The following is a 17,355-nucleotide window of genomic DNA, read 5'->3' as shown; positions in this document are numbered from 1 at the left end:
GAGAGAAGCCATGAAGTGGCAACAACGCGTTCGTGTCGCAACTGGCCTCAGTTGCTGGCAGATAATGTTGCATTTACTGGTCGTGGCGGTACTGGTAATGGGCTGGAAGAGCGGCACGCTGGTGCATGTCGGCTTGGGATTATGTGCGATGTATGGCGTGACCGTGCTGTCGATGCTGTTTTTACAGCGTCACCACGACGCGCGCTGGCGTGAAGTGGGTGATGTGCTCGAAGAGCTCACCACCACCTGGTATTTTGGTGCAGCGTTAATCGTCCTGTGGCTACTGTCGCGGGTGCTGCATAACAACCTGCTGCTGGCCCTGGCGGGCCTGGTCATTCTGGCAGGACCCGCAGTGGTCTCATTGCTGACCAAAGAGAAAAAGCTAGGCGATATTGCGTCTAAACATCGCGTACGCCACTGAGCCTGTCGTGGCCGCTATGACCAGTAGCGGCCACAAACTTCCCCACACAATATCCAGACTCGCATCCTTCAGATAGATCTGCTTGGTGATATCGGTAAAGTGCCGAATCGGATTCACCCACGTCAGATCCTGTAGCCACACCGGCATATTCTCGACAGGCGAAACATACCCTGAGAGCAAAATCGCCGGCATCATAAAGACAAACACCCCGATAAATGCCTGCTGCTGCGTTGAGCAGAGCGCCGAAATCAACAGCCCGAATCCCACCAGCGACAGCCCATAAATCAGCATTGTGAAGTAAAACAGCGCCAGCGATCCGGCAAACGGAATTTGATACGCCCAGATACCGATCCCGAGCACAATACTGGCCTGGAAAGTGGCGACAATCAGCGCAGGCACGGCTTTGCCGACGAAAATCTGCCAGGTGGCGAGCGGGGAAACCAGTAGCTGATCCAGCGTCCCTTGTTCACGTTCGCGGGCGACGGAGAGCGACGTTACAATCATCACCCCAATGGTGGTGATCATCGCGATAAGCGACGGCACCACGAACCATTTGTAATCCAGGTTCGGGTTATACCAGTTGCGCACCACCAGCTCGCTGTTATTCGGCCTGGCTTTCCCCTCCATCAGCTCCTGCTGGTAATTCTTCACGACCTGCTGCAGGTAGTTGGCGGCGATTTGCGCACTGTTGGAGTTGCGCCCGTCGAGAATCAGCTGCATCGGCGCGGTTTGGGCATTATCCAGATTACGCGAAAAATCGGCCGGGAAACGCACCAGCAGCAGCGCCTTTTGCGTGTCGATGGTGGGCTGGATCTCCTGCGGACTTTTCAGCAGCAGCACATGGGTAAAGGCTTTGGCGCGGGCAAAACGCTGGGTCAGCTCCACGGAGTGTTTGCCGTTGTCTTCGTTGTAGACGGCGATGGTGGCGTTGGTCACTTCCAGCGTCGCGGCAAACGGAAACAGCAGAACCTGAATCAGCACCGGCAGGATCAGGATCGCGCGGGTTTGCGGTTCACGCAGCAGCGATTGCAGCTCTTTGCGAATTAATGTCCATAAGCGATGAAACATCGTGTCATCCTCGTGTCGGGTGGCGCTTCGCGACCCCGACCTACAAAATCACGTCGGCCCGGCAAGCCTCTCCACCGGACATGTTTTAGACGGCGTTTAATCCAGTCGCCGTTTCGTTTTCAACCACGTCAGGCCGATAAACATCACCGCCGACGCCATCAAAAACAGAATATTGACGATCAACACCGCCGGAATATTCCCCGCCAGGAACAGGCTTTGCAGCGTGTTCACAAAGTAGCGCGCCGGGATGATATAGGTCACCGCGCGGATAATGGCGGGCATACTGTCGATCTGGAAAATAAACCCGGACAGCATAATCGACGGCAGAAACGCCGCGTTCAGCGCCACCTGTGCGGCGTTAAACTGGTTGCGGGTGATGGTCGAAATCAACAGGCCCATGCCCAGGGTGCTGAGCAAAAACAGGCTGGTGATCAGGAACAGGAGAATCAGCGAGCCGCGATAGGGTACCTCAAGGATAAATACCGACACCAGCATACAGAGCAGCATCGCCAGCATGCCGAGGAAATAATAGGGGATGAGCTTGCACAGCAGCAGTTCCACGCGCGTCACTTCCGTGGATAGCAGGGCCTCCATGGTGCCGCGCTCCCATTCGCGGGCAATCACCAGCGAGGTGAGGATCGCGCCGATGACGGTCATGATTATCGTCACCGCGCCGGGGATAATAAAATGCTGGCTGATGGCGGCAGGGTTAAACCAGTAGCGGGTTTGCACGTCGATCAGCGGCTCAAACTTTTCGCCGCGATCTTCCGCTCGCTGCATCTGCCACAGCTGCCAGATCCCCTCGACATACCCCTGCACAAAATTGGCGGTGTTTGGCTCACTGCCGTCGGTGATCACCTGAATCGGTGCGTCGGTATTTGCCCGGGCCATATTGGCGGCAAAATCCACGGGGATCACCACCAGCCCACGAATTTTCCCGGCCTGCATCTTCTGGATCAGCGCCTCACGGTTATCGCTGATGGTGGCGTCGATGTAAGGCGAGCCGGTCATTGCATGGGTGAAATCGAGCGCTTCTTCGCTCTGCTGTTCCAGTAAAATCCCCACCCGCAGCTTGCTGGAGTCGAGGTTTATCCCGTAGCCAAAGATAAACAGCAGCAGCAGGGGGATCACCACCGCAATCAGCCAGCTGCTCGGGTCGCGCACGATCTGCCGCGTCTCTTTGACGCACAGAGCGCGCACCCGGCGCCAGGAAATCGCCTTAATGCTCATGGGCGTGCTCCTTATCCCAGTCGTTAATCAGGGTGATAAACGCTTGCTCCATGGTGGGATCGGGCTGCTCGTCGTCGGCCGCCTGGGCTTTTAAATCGTCCGGCGTGCCATGGGCAATCAGCTTGCCGCGATAGACCAGCCCGATGCGGTCGCAATACTCCGCTTCATCCATAAAGTGGGTCGTCACCATCACCGTGACGCCTTTCTCCACCATGCTGTTGATGTGCAGCCAGAACTCACGGCGGGTGAGGGGGTCGACGCCGGAGGTCGGTTCATCGAGAAACAGAATATCCGGCTCGTGCATCAGGGAGCAGGCCAGCGCCAGCCGCTGTTTAAAGCCGAGCGGCAGTTCGTCGGTGGCGTGCGAGGCAATATGGGTAAGACCAAAGGCATCGCTCATCCGGGCAATTTTTTCACTTTGCGCCCGCCCACGCAGGCCGTAGACCCCGGAGAAAAAGCGCAGATTCTGCTCGACGGTCAGATTGCTGTAGAGCGAGAATTTCTGCGCCATATAGCCCAGATGCTGACGGGCTTTGCCGGAGCTGACCTTCAGATCCATATCCAGCACCAGCGCTTTACCGGAGGTGGGCACCAGCAGGCCGCACATCATTTTAAAGGTGGTCGATTTCCCTGCACCGTTCGGCCCGAGCAGACCAAAAATTTCCCCGCGCTTCACGGCGAAATTGACGTTATCCGTCGCGGCGAAATCCCCGAACTTTTTGGTTAAGGATTTGGCTTCGATCACCGTCTCGCCGGGCGTACCCTCAACCGTATGCAGAATGGCCCCAGCGGCGACTCAGAGGTGCTGGCACCGCCAAGGAGGTCGATAAACGCATCCTCAAAGCGCGGGGCGGTCTCTTCTATCTCAATTTGCGGCATGCCCTGTGCCTGGCGGATATCGTCGGCGGTGGCCTCTTTTTTGAGGATCACGCGCACCGAACGCCCCTGAATCATGCCGTCGCTCACCTGCGGACATTTCAGTACCCGCTGCAACAGTTTGCGGTTTGTCTCATCGGGGCTGTGCAGGAGAAAACAGCGCCCGGACATCTGCTGCGTCAGCGCCGTCGGCTCGCCCTGATAGAGCAGTTCGCCTTCGTTCATCAGCAGGACGTCGCGGCACTGTTCGGCCTCGTCGAGATACGAGGTGCTCCAGAGGATCAGCATTCCGTCACCGGCCAGTTCGTGGACCATCTGCCACAGCTCGCGGCGAGAAATCGGGTCCACGCCGACGCCGGGTTCGTCCAGCAATAACACTTTCGGTTCGCCGACCAGGGTGCAGGCCAGCCCCAGTTTTTGCTTCATGCCGCCGGAGAGCTTACCGGCCAGCCGGTCGGTAAATGGCCCAAGCGAGGTAAATTCCAGCAAACGGGCGAAGGTTTTTTGCCGCGTTTCGCCCGTGACGCTGCGCAGATCGGCATACAGATTAAGGTTTTCCATCACCGTCAGATCTTCGTACAGGCCAAATTTCTGCGGCATATAGCCGAGCATCGCATGCAGTTCGCTGTCGTCTTTAATCGGGTCCAGCCCGAGGACTGAGGCCGTACCTTCGTCGGGTTTCAGCAATCCGGCGAGCATACGCATCAGCGTGGTTTTACCTGCGCCATCCGGCCCGACCAGCCCGGTGACATAGCCTTTTTGCAGGGTGCAATTAAGGGGTGCTACTGCGGGCTTATCCATGCCCGCAAAGCGTTTCACCAGATTATTGAGCTGGATAACCGCATCATTCATGTCGGTCCCCATCGTTGAATTTCACAGTAATTGGCATCCCCTGGCGCAGCGCGTCGTCAGCATCGGTCACAATAATGCGCAGGCGATAGACGAGGTCCGTGCGCAGGTCCGGGGTTTCAACGGTTTTTGGTGTGAACTCGGCGGTCGGAGAGACAAACCCGACTTTACCGTGATAGGGCTTATCGGGCCGCCCGTCGGTGTAGAGCAGCAGTTCGCGCCCTGGCTGGGCCTGATTCAGATTCGGTTCATCAATGTAGGCGCGCACCCATACCGGGCGGGTAAGGGAGAGCGTCAGAACGGTGCTGCCCGCGCTTAACATGCTGCCTGGCTCCACGGCGCGGGTCATCAGGGTGCCGTTGGACGGGGACACCAGCGTGGTGTCGTGCAGATCCAACTGCGCCTGCGCCAGCTGTGCCTGAGCCTGTTCGAGACTGGCTTTTGCCTGAGCGATATCCTGCGGACGGTTACCGGTGCGGTACTGGCTTAATTTGTCCTGGGCGGATTTCAGCGTGGCCTGGGCCTGATCGCGCGAGGAGCGGGCGTTTTCCAGATCGTTTGCGGAAATGGTGCGGCTTTTCCATAACCCCTGCTGGCGGTTGTAGAAGTTCTGCGCGTAATCAAACGCGGCCTGTGCCTGTTTAACGGCGGCTGCGGCCTGCGCGACCTCTTCATCGCGATAGCCCGCCAGCATCAGATCATATTGCGCCTGAGCCACGGACACGCTGGCTTTGGCCTGCATCAGCGCATTTTCGTACGGAGCTTTGTCCAGCTGGCCCAGCGTCTGCCCGGCGGTGATGGTATCGCCTTCGTCCACCGTGAGGGATTCCAGCCGCCCTCCGACGCGGAAGCTCATATTAAGAGTGCGGATATCCACGTTGCCGTAGAGCGTAAGACCGCGATCCTGCTGGCTCTGATACCACAGCCAGCCGCCGATCCCGGCTGCCAGTACAACGACCACCGCCAGTATGGCGACGACAGGTTTTTTCATGACTCCAGGCTCCTTTGCGTTAAACCTTGCAGGATCAGGTCGAGATGACAGGTGATGACCTGACTGATCTGCGCGGATTTATCCTCATCAAATTGTGTCCAGCCCGTGCGCAGCAGGATGGTTTCCCGGCCAAGGCGAAAAGCGAGCACTTCGCCGAGTAGCGCATGGGTATGCAAAATGGTCTGTGTGTCGCTCGCGTCGCGCCCGGTGTAGGCCGCAATCAGCTGCGTCAGGTGGGTGTGCATCGGCGCAATCACCTGATCGTGGACCCGCTGGTAGGCGGCGGTGGGCGAGAGCTGCTCCCGCGAAATAAACTTACTCAGATTCAGCGTGTCGTCGTGGGTGAGCAGGGCGATCATATTGTTGCAGGCGTTCAGGATAAGCGCGCGGATGGCGGCGCGATCCGGCGACGGCTCGCTAAGCAGCGCGGTGGCGGCGGCAACCTGTTCGTGAAAACGGCTGCCAATGAAATCGGCGATCCACTGGGCGCATGCGAGATACAAATCTTCCTTCGAACCAAAATAGTAGGTAATGGCAGCAATATTTTGCCCGGCCTGTGCGGCGATATCGCGGGTGGTGGCGTGCAGGCCATATTCGCCAAACTGGGCAAGTGCTGCGGCAATCAGCTGGCTTTTGGCCTGTTCACCTTTGGTGGTCGTCGGAGTTGGATTCATAGTGTCATTAAAAATTAATCAATCGATTGATTAAGATTATGTTTAAATTTTCACCTTGTCCAGTCGGGTGGAGCAATATTTTGTTGATGAATCCCGCCGGGATATTTTATGCGCCATGTCACAAAATCTGCTACACTCCGCTGCTTCGTGACATTGTGGTTTTTGTCCTACTCGTTTCGTCTTATCTCCCTGAAAACTACACCTGTGACGGTCGGGGCGGTTCGGAGTTTTTATGTCTTTTGATACCCTTGGCCTGAACCCGGAAATTCTGCGCGCTGTTGCAGAGCAGGGCTACGTTGAGCCAACCCCTATTCAGCAGCAGGCGATCCCTGCGGTGCTGGAAGGCCGTGACCTGATGGCCAGTGCCCAGACCGGCACCGGTAAAACGGCTGGCTTTACCCTGCCACTGCTGCAGCGTCTGGTTCAGAAAGAGCCTCACGCGAAGGGCCGTCGCCCGGTCCGTGCGCTGATCCTGACCCCCACCCGTGAACTCGCTGCGCAAATCGGCGAAAACGTCCGGGAATACAGCCGTTACCTCGACATCCGTTCGCTGGTGGTTTTCGGTGGTGTGAGCATTAATCCACAGATGATGAAACTGCGTAGCGGCGTTGACGTTTTAGTCGCCACGCCGGGCCGTCTGCTGGATCTGGAACATCAAAACGCGGTCAAACTGGATCAGGTTGAAATCCTGGTGCTGGATGAAGCAGACCGTATGCTGGATATGGGCTTTATCCACGATATTCGTCGCGTGCTGGCGAAACTGCCTGCACGTCGTCAGAACCTGCTGTTCTCCGCGACCTTCTCCGACGAGATCAAAGGGCTGGCGGAAAAACTGCTGCGTAATCCGCTGGAAATCGAAGTGGCGCGTCGCAACACCGCCTCTGAGCAGGTGACCCAGCACGTTCACTTCGTCGACAAGAAGCGTAAGCGGGAACTGCTGTCCCAGATGATTGGCGAAGGTAACTGGCAGCAGGTGCTGGTCTTTACCCGTACCAAACACGGTGCCAACCACCTGGCGGAACAGCTGAATAAAGATGGCATTCGCAGTGCAGCCATCCACGGCAACAAGAGCCAGGGGGCGCGTACCCGTGCGCTGGCCGATTTCAAATCGGGCGACATTCGCGTTCTGGTGGCAACGGATATCGCGGCGCGTGGCCTCGACATCGAAGAGCTGCCACACGTCGTGAACTATGAGCTGCCAAACGTTCCGGAAGATTATGTTCACCGTATTGGCCGTACTGGCCGTGCGGCGGCAACCGGTGAAGCGCTGTCTCTGGTTTGCGTCGATGAACACAAACTGCTGCATGACATCGAACGTCTGCTGAAAAAAGAGATCCCACGTATCGCCCTCGAAGGCTATGAAGTGGATGCTTCCATCAAAGCGGAGCCGATTCAGAACGGTCGCCAGCAGCGTGGCGGCGGTGGTCGAGGACAGGGCGGTGGTGGCCGAAGCCAGCAGCCGCGCCGTTCAGAAGGTGGCGCACCAAAAGCGGCAGGCAAACCGCCGCGCCGTACGGGTGACGCGAAACCCGCCGGGGAAAACCCATGGCGCAGCGGGGAAGCAAAACCCGCAGGCGAAGGCCAACGCCGACGCCGCCCGCGTAAACCTGCCTCCGCGCAGTAATCTGGAAGCCCGGCTCTAACGCCGGGCTTTTCTTTTTGCGACAACCCCGCGAACGTGCCACAATAGTGGCTGTTTATACAGTATTTCAGGTTTCCCGATGGCTTTAACCGCTGCGCTCAAAGCGCAAATTGCCGCCTGGTATAAGGCGCTGCAACAGCAGATCCCCGACTTTATTCCCCGAGCCCCGCAGCGGCAGATGATTGCCGATGTGGCGAAGACGCTCGCCGGGGACGACGGCCGGCATCTGGCGATCGAAGCACCCACCGGCGTCGGGAAAACCCTTTCCTATTTAATTCCTGGCATTGCCATCGCCCGCGAAGAGCAAAAAACGCTGGTGGTCAGCACCGCCAATGTGGCATTGCAGGATCAGATCTACAGCAAAGACTTACCGCTGCTGCGCAAAATTATCCCTGAGCTGCGGTTCACCGCCGCGTTTGGACGCGGGCGCTACGTGTGCCCACGCAATCTGTCGGGGCTTGCCAGTACCGAAGCGACCCAGCAGGATTTGCTGGCGTTTCTGGATGATGATCTCACCCCGAATAACAAAGCCGAGCAGGAGCTGTGCGCAACGCTGAAGGTCGATCTCGACGGCTATAAATGGGATGGTCTGCGCGATCACACGGATAAAGCCATCAGCGACGATCTGTGGCGTCGCCTGAGCACCGATAAAGCCAGCTGCCTGAATCGCAACTGCCATTACTACCGTGAATGTCCGTTCTTCGTTGCGCGTCGCGAAATCCAGGAGGCGGAAGTGGTGGTGGCTAACCATGCGCTGGTGATGGCGGCGCTGGAGAGCGAATCGGTCCTTCCCGATCCGAAAAACCTGCTGCTGGTTCTCGACGAAGGACACCATCTGCCGGACGTGGCGCGCGATGCTCTGGAGATGAGTGCGGAAATCACCGCGCCGTGGTTTCGCCTGCAGCTCGATCTGTTCTGTAAGCTGATTGCCACCTGCATGGAGCAGTTCCGCCCCAAAACCACGCCGCCCTTGGCGGTGCCTGAGCGGCTGAGCGCACACTGCGAAGAGATCTACGCCCTTATCGCCTCACTCAACACGATCCTCGATCTGTATCTTCCGGCCACCCAGGAAGCGGAGCATCGTTTTGCGATGGGTGAGCTGCCGGATGAGATCATGGAGATCTGCAAGCAGCTGGCGAAGCACCTGGAAAAGCTGCGTGGGCTGGCGGAGATGTTCCTCAACGATCTCAGTGAAAAAACCGGGACGCATGACGTAGTGCGCGTGCATCGCGTTTTGTTGCAGATGAATCGCGCATTGAGCATGTTTGAAAGCCAAAGCAAGCTGTGGCGGCTGGCGTCGATGGCGCAGGCCTCCGGCGCGCCGGTGACCAAATGGGCGACGCGGGAAGCCAAAGACGGGCAAATTCACCTCTTCTTCCACTGCGTGGGGATTCGCGTCAGCGATCAGCTGGAAAAGCTGATCTGGCGCAGCGTGCCGCACGTGGTGGTCACATCTGCGACGCTACGCTCCCTCAACAGCTTTTCGCGGTTGCAGGAGATGAGCGGTCTCAAAGAGAAAGCGGGCGACCGCTTTGTCTCGCTGGATTCCCCGTTTAACCACTGCGAGCAGGGCAAACTGGTGATCCCGAAAATGCAGCATGAGCCGCTGATGGAGCACGAAGAGCAGCATATTGCCGAGATGGCCGCCTATTTCCGCGAGCAGGTCGAAAGCAGGAAATACCCCGGCATGCTGGTGCTGTTTGCCAGTAATCGCGCGATGCAGCTGTTTTTAACCTATGTCACTGACCTGCGCTTATTGCTGCTGGTGCAGGGCGATCAGCCGCGCTACCGGCTGGTGGAAACCCACCGTAAACGCATTGATAACGGCGAGCGCAGCGTGCTGATCGGCCTGCAGTCCTTTGCAGAAGGGCTGGATTTGAAGGGCGACTACCTGACGCAGGTGCATATCCATAAAATCGCATTCCCGCCCATCGACAGCCCGGTGGTGATCACTGAAGGCGAGTGGCTGAAAAGCCTCAACCGCTATCCGTTCGAGGTGCAAAGCCTGCCTGCGGCATCATTTAACCTGATTCAGCAGGTGGGGCGACTGATTCGTAGCCACGGCTGCTGGGGCGAAATCGTCATTTATGACCGACGATTGCTGACCAAAAACTACGGCCAGCGCCTGCTTAACGCCTTACCGGTATTTCCTATCGAACAACCCGACGTACCGGAAGTGACAAAGCGGCCTACGAGCGTGGTGGCGGCGCGGAAAAAAGCGCCGGGTGCGAGACGACGAAGTCCCGGCAGAAAATAAGCAACACTATCGTTGATGGCTTTTTCAGGGCTATAGTGTGTCAATGATGTTGCCAGGAGAAATGTCGTGGATTATCGCAAAATTATCAAAGAGGTAGGGCGCGGGAAGAATCATGCCCGCGATCTGGATCAGGAAACCGCTCGCGCGCTCTACACCCACATGCTGAACGGCGATGTGCCGGAGCTGGAGATGGGCGGCATACTGATTGCCCTGCGCATTAAAGGCGAAGGAGAAGCAGAGATGCGCGGGTTTTATGAGGCGATGCAGGCGCAAACCTTCCGCCTGACGCCGCCTGTCGCCAAACCGATGCCGATTGTCATTCCCACCTATAACGGTGCGCGCAAACAGGCGAACCTGACGCCGCTGCTGGCGGTGCTGCTGAACAGACTCGGTTTCCCGGTCGTTGTGCACGGCGTCAGCGCCGATCCCACGCGCGTGCTGACTGAAACCATTTTTGAATTAATGGGCATTGCACCGACGCTTCATGCCGGACAGGCGCAGGCCAAACTCGAAGGCCATCATCCGGTCTATATTCCGGTGAGCGCGCTGTGCCCCCCTCTCGAAAAACAGCTGGATATGCGCTGGCGCATGGGCGTGCGTAACAGTGCTCATACGCTGGCGAAACTGGCGACGCCGTTTGAGGAAGATGCTGCGCTGCGTCTCTCCAGCGTCTCGCATCCGGAGTATGTCACTCGCGTGGCGGGCTTCTTCGCCGATATTGGCGGTAAAGGGCTGTTGATGCACGGCACCGAAGGCGAGGCGTATGCCAATCCGCAGCGCTGCCCGCAGATAACGCTTATCGACAAGCAGGGCACGCGCGTCGTGCTGGAGCGCGGTGAGGAGCCGGAAGGCGACGTCGTTCTGCCGACGGCAAAAGATGCTGAAACCACGGCTCGCTGGACCGAGCGTTGTCTGGCCGGGAGCGAACCGGTTCCGCACTCTCTGAAGCTACAGATGGCGTGCTGTTTGCTGGCGACGGGGGAGACGGATTCCGTCGAGGCTGGGCTTAAACGCGTGGCAGCGTTTTTCTAGGCAAAAAAAAGCCCGTCCGGTGAGGACGGGCAAACAAAGGGTAACAACAACAGGGTCAATGAGGGTTGGAGCAACTCGCCAGAGGGTATAGCGAGCGTGGAGCATAATTCGTTGGGTTATTTGTAGATAACCGCAGTACCGCTAAGTTTGTTGTTGGTGTTAGCAGAAGTGATGGTGTAACCACTTGCACCCGCAGCAGACGCTTTCTCAGCCAGTTTTGCTTCCAGACCATCCAGCGTGGTCGCGCCTTCAGCACTCACCACACCGATTTTATTCATGTTCTGCGCCTGAGCAGAAGTCACAGATTCCGCAGCGAACGCGCCAAATGACAGAGCAGACAGGGCAACAGCGGCAACAGCATATTTGATGGTTTTCATAGTTAATCTCTCGCAGGTTATTCTGTTAAGGGGACGATGTTTCGTCGATGTGATAAGTATCACGTTTTTTTGCGAAAGATAAAATCGAAGAGAATTGACAGCGTTGCTCAAAAAAATTGAATGACAAATAACTTATTGATTATTAATAAATTCAGAGCAGCGTTTTACAGTTCTTGTCGTTGCGCTTTACAGAGGGGGTAAAGAGGGCACGTTTTGCCACGCGGTCTTAAAAAAACCGTGAGCGTAAAGGTAACCGCTTGCGGCTTCGTTTAAGGTAAAGAAGAGTCAACGTAGCTGGCTGTCTTTCGATCCTCTGCGATTATATCCTGAATGTGAAGTGTTTTTTGAATCTTTACTCTGCTGGCATGCGATGCACAGCCTTACGCCTGGCATGGCTTTACGCCGCGCCTCTGGAATTATCTCCCCGCACTCTTCACACTCATACAGACTTTCACCCTGCGGTATCTCACCGCGAACGCGTGCGACAGCATCTTCAATTGTACTGTTGATCTGCTCGTTCACGGCATCGTCATTTGCCCAACCGGAAGCCATAGCTCTCTCCTGATGGAAGATAAACCCTCATAGAATGAATATGGGGTTGAAAAACGTACAGTCAAGAAAAGCGGGAAGAGAACTGCATCTTTTTAAACAGATGCAGTTCGTTGGGGGGAGACTATTTGTAGATGGTTGCTGTGCCAAACATACGATTGTCGCCGCTGGCGGATTCCACAACGAACCCTTTAGCCCCTTCCTGGCGGGCTTTCTCAGCCAGCTTATGCTGAAGATCGTCAAGATTCGCGGCGCCGGTTGCGGAGACTGTCCCTGCAGGACGTAGCTGGCTGGTATCGCTATCGGTCGTGAGCGGCTGAACGGACCAGGCGGGAAGCGAGGCGGTTGCGAGGGCTCCGGCAACAACGATGAGTGTCAGGTATTTTTTCATAATCACATCCTCTGAGTCTGAATGACAATGGGTGATTCAGATTAAGTTTAGAAGGATACGGAGTGTGATTTAGCGCAAAAATTTGATGGTGATCTGCTTATTTTTTGAACGATATAAATTGACAAATTATTGACAGATCATAGACATACAGGTTGCTGATTTTTGGCGATTTGTTGTGCCAGAAAGAGAGTTATTTACCGTTGGGTCATCAGAGGGTATCTTACGCCGCTGTGAAAAGGAGAATGCCATGACTGCCCAAAAGCCGGGATTACACCCGCGTAACCGCCATCGTAGCCGCTACGACATGAATGCACTGTGTCAAAGCTGCCCTCAACTGCAGGAATTTATCGTGCAGACCCCAGCGGGTGAACCCTCAGTTAATTTTGCCGACCCGCTGGCGGTAAAGGCGCTGAATAAGGCGCTTTTGGCCCATTTTTATGGCGTTGCGCAGTGGGACATTCCGGAAGGTTTTCTCTGTCCACCAGTGCCGGGACGCGCGGATTATATCCACCATCTCGCCGATTTGCTGGCGGAAGGCAATGGCGGTGAGATCCCGAAACAGGCGACGGTGTTAGATATCGGAACCGGTGCAAACCTGATTTACCCGCTGATTGGCGCGCATGAGTACGGCTGGCGTTTTACGGGCAGCGAAACGGGGCCGGAAGCCTTTGCCAGCGCCCAGGCGATCATCAATGGTAACGAGGGCTTAACCCGCGCCATCCGTTTGCGTCGCCAGAAAGATGCCTCCATGATTTTCAACGGCATCATTCATAAGAATGAAAACTACGATGCCACAATGTGTAATCCGCCGTTCCACGATTCGGCAGCCACCGCCCGCGCCGGTAGCGAGCGCAAGCGCCGCAATCTCGGCCAGGCGGAAGAGGGTGCGCTTAACTTCGGCGGCCAGCAGCACGAGCTGTGGTGCGAAGGGGGCGAAGTGGCCTTTATCGAGAAAATGATCGCCGAAAGTAAGCCGTTTGGCCGTCAGGTGAAATGGTTCACGACGCTGGTCTCTCGCGGCGATAACCTGCCGCCGCTCTACCGTGCACTGACTGACGTCGGCGCGGTGAAAGTGGTGAAAAAAGAGATGGCCCAGGGACAGAAGCAGAGCCGCTTCATCGCCTGGTCCTTTATGGATGACGTGAAACGCCGCCGACCCTTCTGATGCCTGTTGCCCGGTGGCGCTTGGCTGACCGGGCCTACAGGGTTGGCTCCTGCGGCGGCGGTGGTGACACCGGCGCGGGGAGCACCTGGTAGGTTTGCACCGGCGGTCGCACGTCGGCGATATCGAAGTGTTTCTTCACCATGCTGTCGAGGGCAAACCGCACCGTCCACTGCTTGAGCGGCTGGGTGGTGAACGAAACGCGCAGGGTAAAGGCGGTATTCGTCAGCCCGACAATCCCGGCAAACGACGGCTCACCGATCACCAGCCCGCGAATATCGTCCATCTCCATAAGCTCTTCAACCGCCGATTTCAGCGCCTGCTTCGCTTTATCCGCATCCTCATGCCGATCCACGTCGTAATTGGCCACCACCGACCCGATACCGCGCACAAAGTTGGCGAAGGTGGTAATCGATGACCACGGAATGATATGGTACGCGCCGGTGTCCTGGCGCACGCCCACGGAACGAATCGACATCCGCTCGACGGTGCCGGTTAACGGCCCAATCGTGACCAAATCGCCCGTATTCATCCCGTTCTCAAACTGAATAAAGATCCCGGTAATAATGTCTTTCACCAGGGTTTGCGACCCGAAGGAGATCGCCAGACCCAGCGCACCGGCACCTGCCAGCAGCGGAGCGATATTCACGCCGATTTCAGACAGCACAATCATGATGGTGATGGTACTGATGATCACCGCCAGTGCGTTGCGAAACAGAGTCAACAGCGTGCGTGCGCGAGCGCTGGGCAGTGGGCGGCCGTGAATATCGGACACCAGCCGATTTTCAATCAGGCTGGCGAGCAGCGTCCAGCCGATAGCCGAGAAGAACAGAATCAGCGCGATGCGAATTAAAATATCCACGGTTTTCTCGCCCGCGCCGTTGTGCATCCAGTTCCAGAAATCAAACAGACTCCAGGCGCTAAGCAGAAGCATCACGGCGATGCAGACGGTCAGGATACGCGCCACTTTCAGGGAGGCGGAGATCCAGCCATTCACCCGTTTTTGCAGTTCGGGATAATTTCGCTGTACCTGCGGGGAAAGGGTAATGGTTTTTGAGATCCAGCGTGAAAGCAGGCCGGAGACAAAGGCCGCGATGCCGATAATCGCCAGACTGTGGAAGGTGGCGCCCATCATAAATTTCAGGCTGTTACCCGGATCGAAGAGGGAGAAGAAGCACAGCACGATGAAATAGGCGCTTGCCAGCCAGTGCCACACCAGCGCGAACGCGCGGATAAACAGGCTGAAGAATGAGAGCGAGCGGTCCGCCAGGTGCAAAAGCCCGTTGGTAATCGCCTTTTTATTATGAAAAATCAGATACAGTGCCCAGACGGTAATCCCGAGCATGATCAGCACGTTTGCCAGGGCACCAATTTGCACGTTGACCTGATTCGAGATAATGGGTACCGCGACCAGCAGGCCGTAGCCAATCAGACCGCTTAGGATGCTCAGGCGTAGCGCCCAGTATTTGGCGCTTTCGTCATTGACGGTGAACGGGCGTAAATCCGGCACGCGCGGGCTAAATATCAGGCGTAACAGGGCTTTGAAGAACTCGATCAGGGCGAAGGCATTGAGGAAAAGGCTTTGCTGGAAGGCGATGGTTTGGCTTCCGGCATTTAGGTTATCGCTCAGTACCTGGCCCACAAACAGCGTCAGGGCCAGAATCAGTAAATCAATGACGAACGCGCCTGCAATCATGAGCGGCAGATGAAGCCAGCTGCTTTTCTCACGGTTTCTTCTGCGTCCCCACTCTCCCATTTTGCGGTATAGCGGCCACGCGCACAGCCGCGCCAGCCAGTAAAAAGCGAAGATCGCCCCGGCCAGCATCAGGAAGTGGCTGGCGGCGTTGCTGAATGTTTGTGGGTTGAAGGGTTTATGCGGGGAGCCAATCAGGTTGCGGTAGAGCTGTGCAAAGCGGGCGGAGAGGGCTTCGCCGTAATGCCGGCTGACGTCAGTCACATTCTCCAGCACGGTTTTTTCGCTTGTCACTTCAGGTGGCGTAATGCTGGGGACCGGCTCCTGCGGCGGCGTTTTCGCGACGGTGCGCAGCTGGTCGATCAGTTCTTTGCGCGAGGTGTCATTCTCCAGCACGTCGGCCAGCGCGCCATAGGCAGCTTTCTTTTGCTCAACGTCCGGCTCCGCAGCAGGCGTGTTCGACTGGGAGGCAGACGCGCCGGAGGTAACGCCCGGGAGGGTGACAGCCTGAGCGGGTGCACCGAACAGGCAAAGCAAAAGCAGCAGGATCCACGGCACGGCTTTCTCCGATGAAGAAAATGTTCAGCAAAATGATAAGTATAGATGGCAGGTGGGGGAGAGAAGTTTTTGGGAACAATCCGGCATAAAAAAGCCGGGCGACAGAGCCGCCCGGCTGGTGTGAAGCAACGGCGATGATTACGACACGTGCTGCAAGAATTCCTGCAGGCGCTGGCTAGGCGGGTTAGCAATCAGCTCTTGCGGATTACCGTCTTCCGCAATTCGCCCTTTATCAATGAAAATCAGCCGGGATGCCACTTTCTCGGCAAAGCCGATTTCATGGGTCACGATGACCATCGTCATCCCTTCTTCCGCCAGATCCTGCATAACCTTCAATACTTCGTGACGCAGTTCCGGATCGAGCGCGGAGGTTGGCTCATCGAACAGCATCATTTTCGGTTTTACTGCCAGCGCGCGGGCGATAGCCACACGCTGCTGCTGGCCGCCGGAGAGTTCGGACGGATAGTGGTGAGCACGCTCGGCAAGGCCGACTTTCGCCAGCAGCTCTTTTGCCAGCTTTTCAGCCGCCGCTTTGTTGGCACCGCGCACGCGCTGTGGACCAAACATCACGTTTTCCAGCGCCGTCAGGTGCGGGAACAGGTAGAACTGCTGGAACACCATACCCGCTTCCTGGCGAATCAGACGCTCGTCCACTTTCGGGTCGTTGACCTTCAGGCCATCAACGATCAGATCGCCGCTGGTGATCTCTTCAAGCTTGTTGATGCAGCGCAGCAGCGTCGATTTACCGGAACCTGACGGCCCGATAATGACGACAACTTCGCCCTGTTTGATGTCCAGATCGATGTTATGCAGCACCTGGGTTGGCCCAAAATGCTTGGAGACGTTTTTAAATTCAATCACAGGATTTTCATCCTTCTTTCAAGGCGACGCAGAACAAAGCTCAGCAGCAGCGTAATAATCAGGTAAACAACGGCCACAGCACTCCAGATTTCCAGTGCGCGGAAGTTACCGGCAATGATCTCCTGGCCCTGACGGGTCAACTCGGCCACGCCAATTACGATAAACAGCGAGGTGTCTTTAATACTGATGATCCACTGGTTACCGAGCGGCGGCAGCATACGGCGCAGCGCCAGCGGCAGGATCACGTGGCGGATGGTTTCGCGACGAGACAGCCCCAGCGCCAGACCCGCTTCGCTAAAGCCTTTATGAATCGACAGTACCGCGCCGCGCGTGATTTCCGCGATGTAGGCGCCGGAGTTGATCATAATGGTCACCACAGCGGCGCTGAACGGATCAATGCGCAGATCGGTGAAGGCCATTGGCAGGGCAAAGTAGATAAACATGACCTGGACGACGATAGGCGTTCCGCGGATCACTTCGATGAAAACCAGTGCGATGTGGTTTGCAATCCAGCCGCCGTAGGTGCGAGCGAAACCAGCCACGAGGCCGATAAACAACCCGCCAACCAGACCGAGGACCGAAATCCACAGGGTCATTTTGGCGCCTTCAAGCAAGAGAGGAATGGCAGGCCAGATGGCGCTCCAGTCAAACTGCATGATAATTTCCTGTTACCGTGGTTCTAAAAAGCAGGGGCGAAAGGTCGCCCCCGAGCGTACTTCTTCTT

Annotated in this window: 15 protein-coding genes and 1 pseudogene; 5 read left to right on the top strand and 11 right to left on the bottom strand. The window is 56.7% G+C overall.

Annotation, left to right across the window (positions count from 1 at the left end):
* Positions 1-10: 10 nt before the first annotated feature.
* A complete protein-coding gene (locus tag DAI21_RS19870; protein WP_100777121.1) occupies positions 11-421 on the top strand; it encodes a YbhQ family protein in 411 nt (136 codons plus the stop codon).
* Here the strand turns inward: DAI21_RS19870 and DAI21_RS19865 are convergent.
* The 5 genes and pseudogenes from DAI21_RS19865 to cecR all read right to left on the bottom strand — a co-directional run bounded on the left by DAI21_RS19865 (position 383) and on the right by cecR (position 6,109).
* Positions 383-1,489, bottom strand: a complete 1,107-nt coding sequence (locus DAI21_RS19865; RefSeq protein WP_107703996.1) for an ABC transporter permease — start codon at positions 1,487-1,489, stop codon at positions 383-385. The genes DAI21_RS19870 and DAI21_RS19865 overlap by 39 nt on opposite strands.
* 96 nt (positions 1,490-1,585) lie before the next feature.
* Complete coding sequence (locus tag DAI21_RS19860; RefSeq protein ID WP_100777119.1) at positions 1,586-2,719, bottom strand: ABC transporter permease; 1,134 nt, start codon at positions 2,717-2,719, stop codon at positions 1,586-1,588.
* A pseudogene (locus tag DAI21_RS19855) lies at positions 2,709-4,447 on the bottom strand (ATP-binding cassette domain-containing protein). The gene DAI21_RS19860 and the pseudogene DAI21_RS19855 overlap by 11 nt, the downstream one beginning before the upstream one ends.
* Positions 4,440-5,435, bottom strand: a complete 996-nt coding sequence (gene hlyD, locus DAI21_RS19850; RefSeq protein ID WP_100777117.1) for a secretion protein HlyD — start codon at positions 5,433-5,435, stop codon at positions 4,440-4,442. Before hlyD ends, DAI21_RS19855 begins: the two are co-directional and overlap by 8 nt.
* The gene (cecR, locus tag DAI21_RS19845; protein WP_102105213.1) at positions 5,432-6,109 is read right to left on the bottom strand and encodes a transcriptional regulator CecR; all 678 of its coding nucleotides are present in this window, start codon (positions 6,107-6,109) and stop codon (positions 5,432-5,434) included. Before cecR ends, hlyD begins: the two co-directional genes overlap by 4 nt.
* Positions 6,110-6,341: 232 nt before the next feature.
* On the opposite strand from cecR, the gene rhlE reads away from it, so the two are divergent.
* The 3 genes from rhlE (at position 6,342) to ybiB (ending at position 11,040) form a co-directional block, all read left to right on the top strand.
* Positions 6,342-7,733, top strand: coding sequence for an ATP-dependent RNA helicase RhlE (gene rhlE, locus DAI21_RS19840; RefSeq protein WP_102105212.1), 1,392 nt, complete (start codon positions 6,342-6,344; stop codon positions 7,731-7,733).
* 97 nt (positions 7,734-7,830) lie between these two features.
* Entirely contained in the window at positions 7,831-10,008 is a 2,178-nt protein-coding gene (dinG, locus tag DAI21_RS19835) for an ATP-dependent DNA helicase DinG (RefSeq protein ID WP_107703995.1), read from the top strand.
* Between the two features lie 66 nt (positions 10,009-10,074).
* Positions 10,075-11,040: a DNA-binding protein YbiB gene (ybiB, locus tag DAI21_RS19830; protein ID WP_107703994.1), complete on the top strand. Its 966-nt coding sequence runs from the start codon at positions 10,075-10,077 to the stop codon at positions 11,038-11,040.
* Between the two features lie 116 nt (positions 11,041-11,156).
* Here ybiB and ybiJ read toward each other — a convergent pair whose 3' ends face one another.
* The 3 genes from ybiJ to mcbA form a co-directional block, all read right to left on the bottom strand.
* On the bottom strand, positions 11,157-11,417 hold the full coding sequence (gene ybiJ, locus DAI21_RS19825; protein WP_100777112.1) for a DUF1471 family protein YbiJ: 261 nt from the start codon (positions 11,415-11,417) through the stop codon (positions 11,157-11,159).
* Positions 11,418-11,702: 285 nt separating this feature from the next.
* Entirely contained in the window at positions 11,703-11,969 is a 267-nt protein-coding gene (locus tag DAI21_RS19820; protein ID WP_100777111.1) for a DksA/TraR family C4-type zinc finger protein, read from the bottom strand.
* A 121-nt stretch (positions 11,970-12,090) separates the two neighbouring features.
* Positions 12,091-12,357, bottom strand: a complete 267-nt coding sequence (gene mcbA, locus DAI21_RS19815; protein WP_100777110.1) for a DUF1471 family periplasmic protein McbA — start codon at positions 12,355-12,357, stop codon at positions 12,091-12,093.
* Between the two features lie 247 nt (positions 12,358-12,604).
* Between mcbA and rlmF the strand changes: the two genes are divergently transcribed.
* Positions 12,605-13,522: a 23S rRNA (adenine(1618)-N(6))-methyltransferase RlmF gene (gene rlmF, locus DAI21_RS19810; RefSeq protein ID WP_159075440.1), complete on the top strand. Its 918-nt coding sequence runs from the start codon at positions 12,605-12,607 to the stop codon at positions 13,520-13,522.
* A gap of 34 nt (positions 13,523-13,556) precedes the next feature.
* On the opposite strand, the gene ybiO is transcribed toward rlmF, so the two are convergent.
* The 3 genes from ybiO to glnP form a co-directional block, all read right to left on the bottom strand.
* Positions 13,557-15,770 carry a mechanosensitive channel protein gene (gene ybiO, locus DAI21_RS19805; RefSeq protein ID WP_107703992.1) on the bottom strand — a complete coding sequence of 738 codons (2,214 nt, stop codon included), beginning with the start codon at positions 15,768-15,770 and terminating at the stop codon, positions 13,557-13,559.
* Positions 15,771-15,908: 138 nt separating this feature from the next.
* Positions 15,909-16,631, bottom strand: a complete 723-nt coding sequence (glnQ, locus tag DAI21_RS19800; RefSeq protein WP_100777107.1) for a glutamine ABC transporter ATP-binding protein GlnQ — start codon at positions 16,629-16,631, stop codon at positions 15,909-15,911.
* Entirely contained in the window at positions 16,628-17,287 is a 660-nt protein-coding gene (gene glnP, locus DAI21_RS19795; protein WP_095281341.1) for a glutamine ABC transporter permease GlnP, read from the bottom strand. The genes glnQ and glnP overlap by 4 nt, the downstream gene beginning before the upstream one ends.
* Between the last annotated feature and the right edge of the window lie 68 nt (positions 17,288-17,355).

Origin of the sequence: Lelliottia sp. WB101, assembly GCF_003051885.1 — a bacterium.
Taxonomy (GTDB): Bacteria; Pseudomonadota; Gammaproteobacteria; order Enterobacterales; family Enterobacteriaceae; genus Enterobacter; species Enterobacter nimipressuralis.
This window is presented reverse-complemented; position numbering and strand designations above follow the sequence as displayed.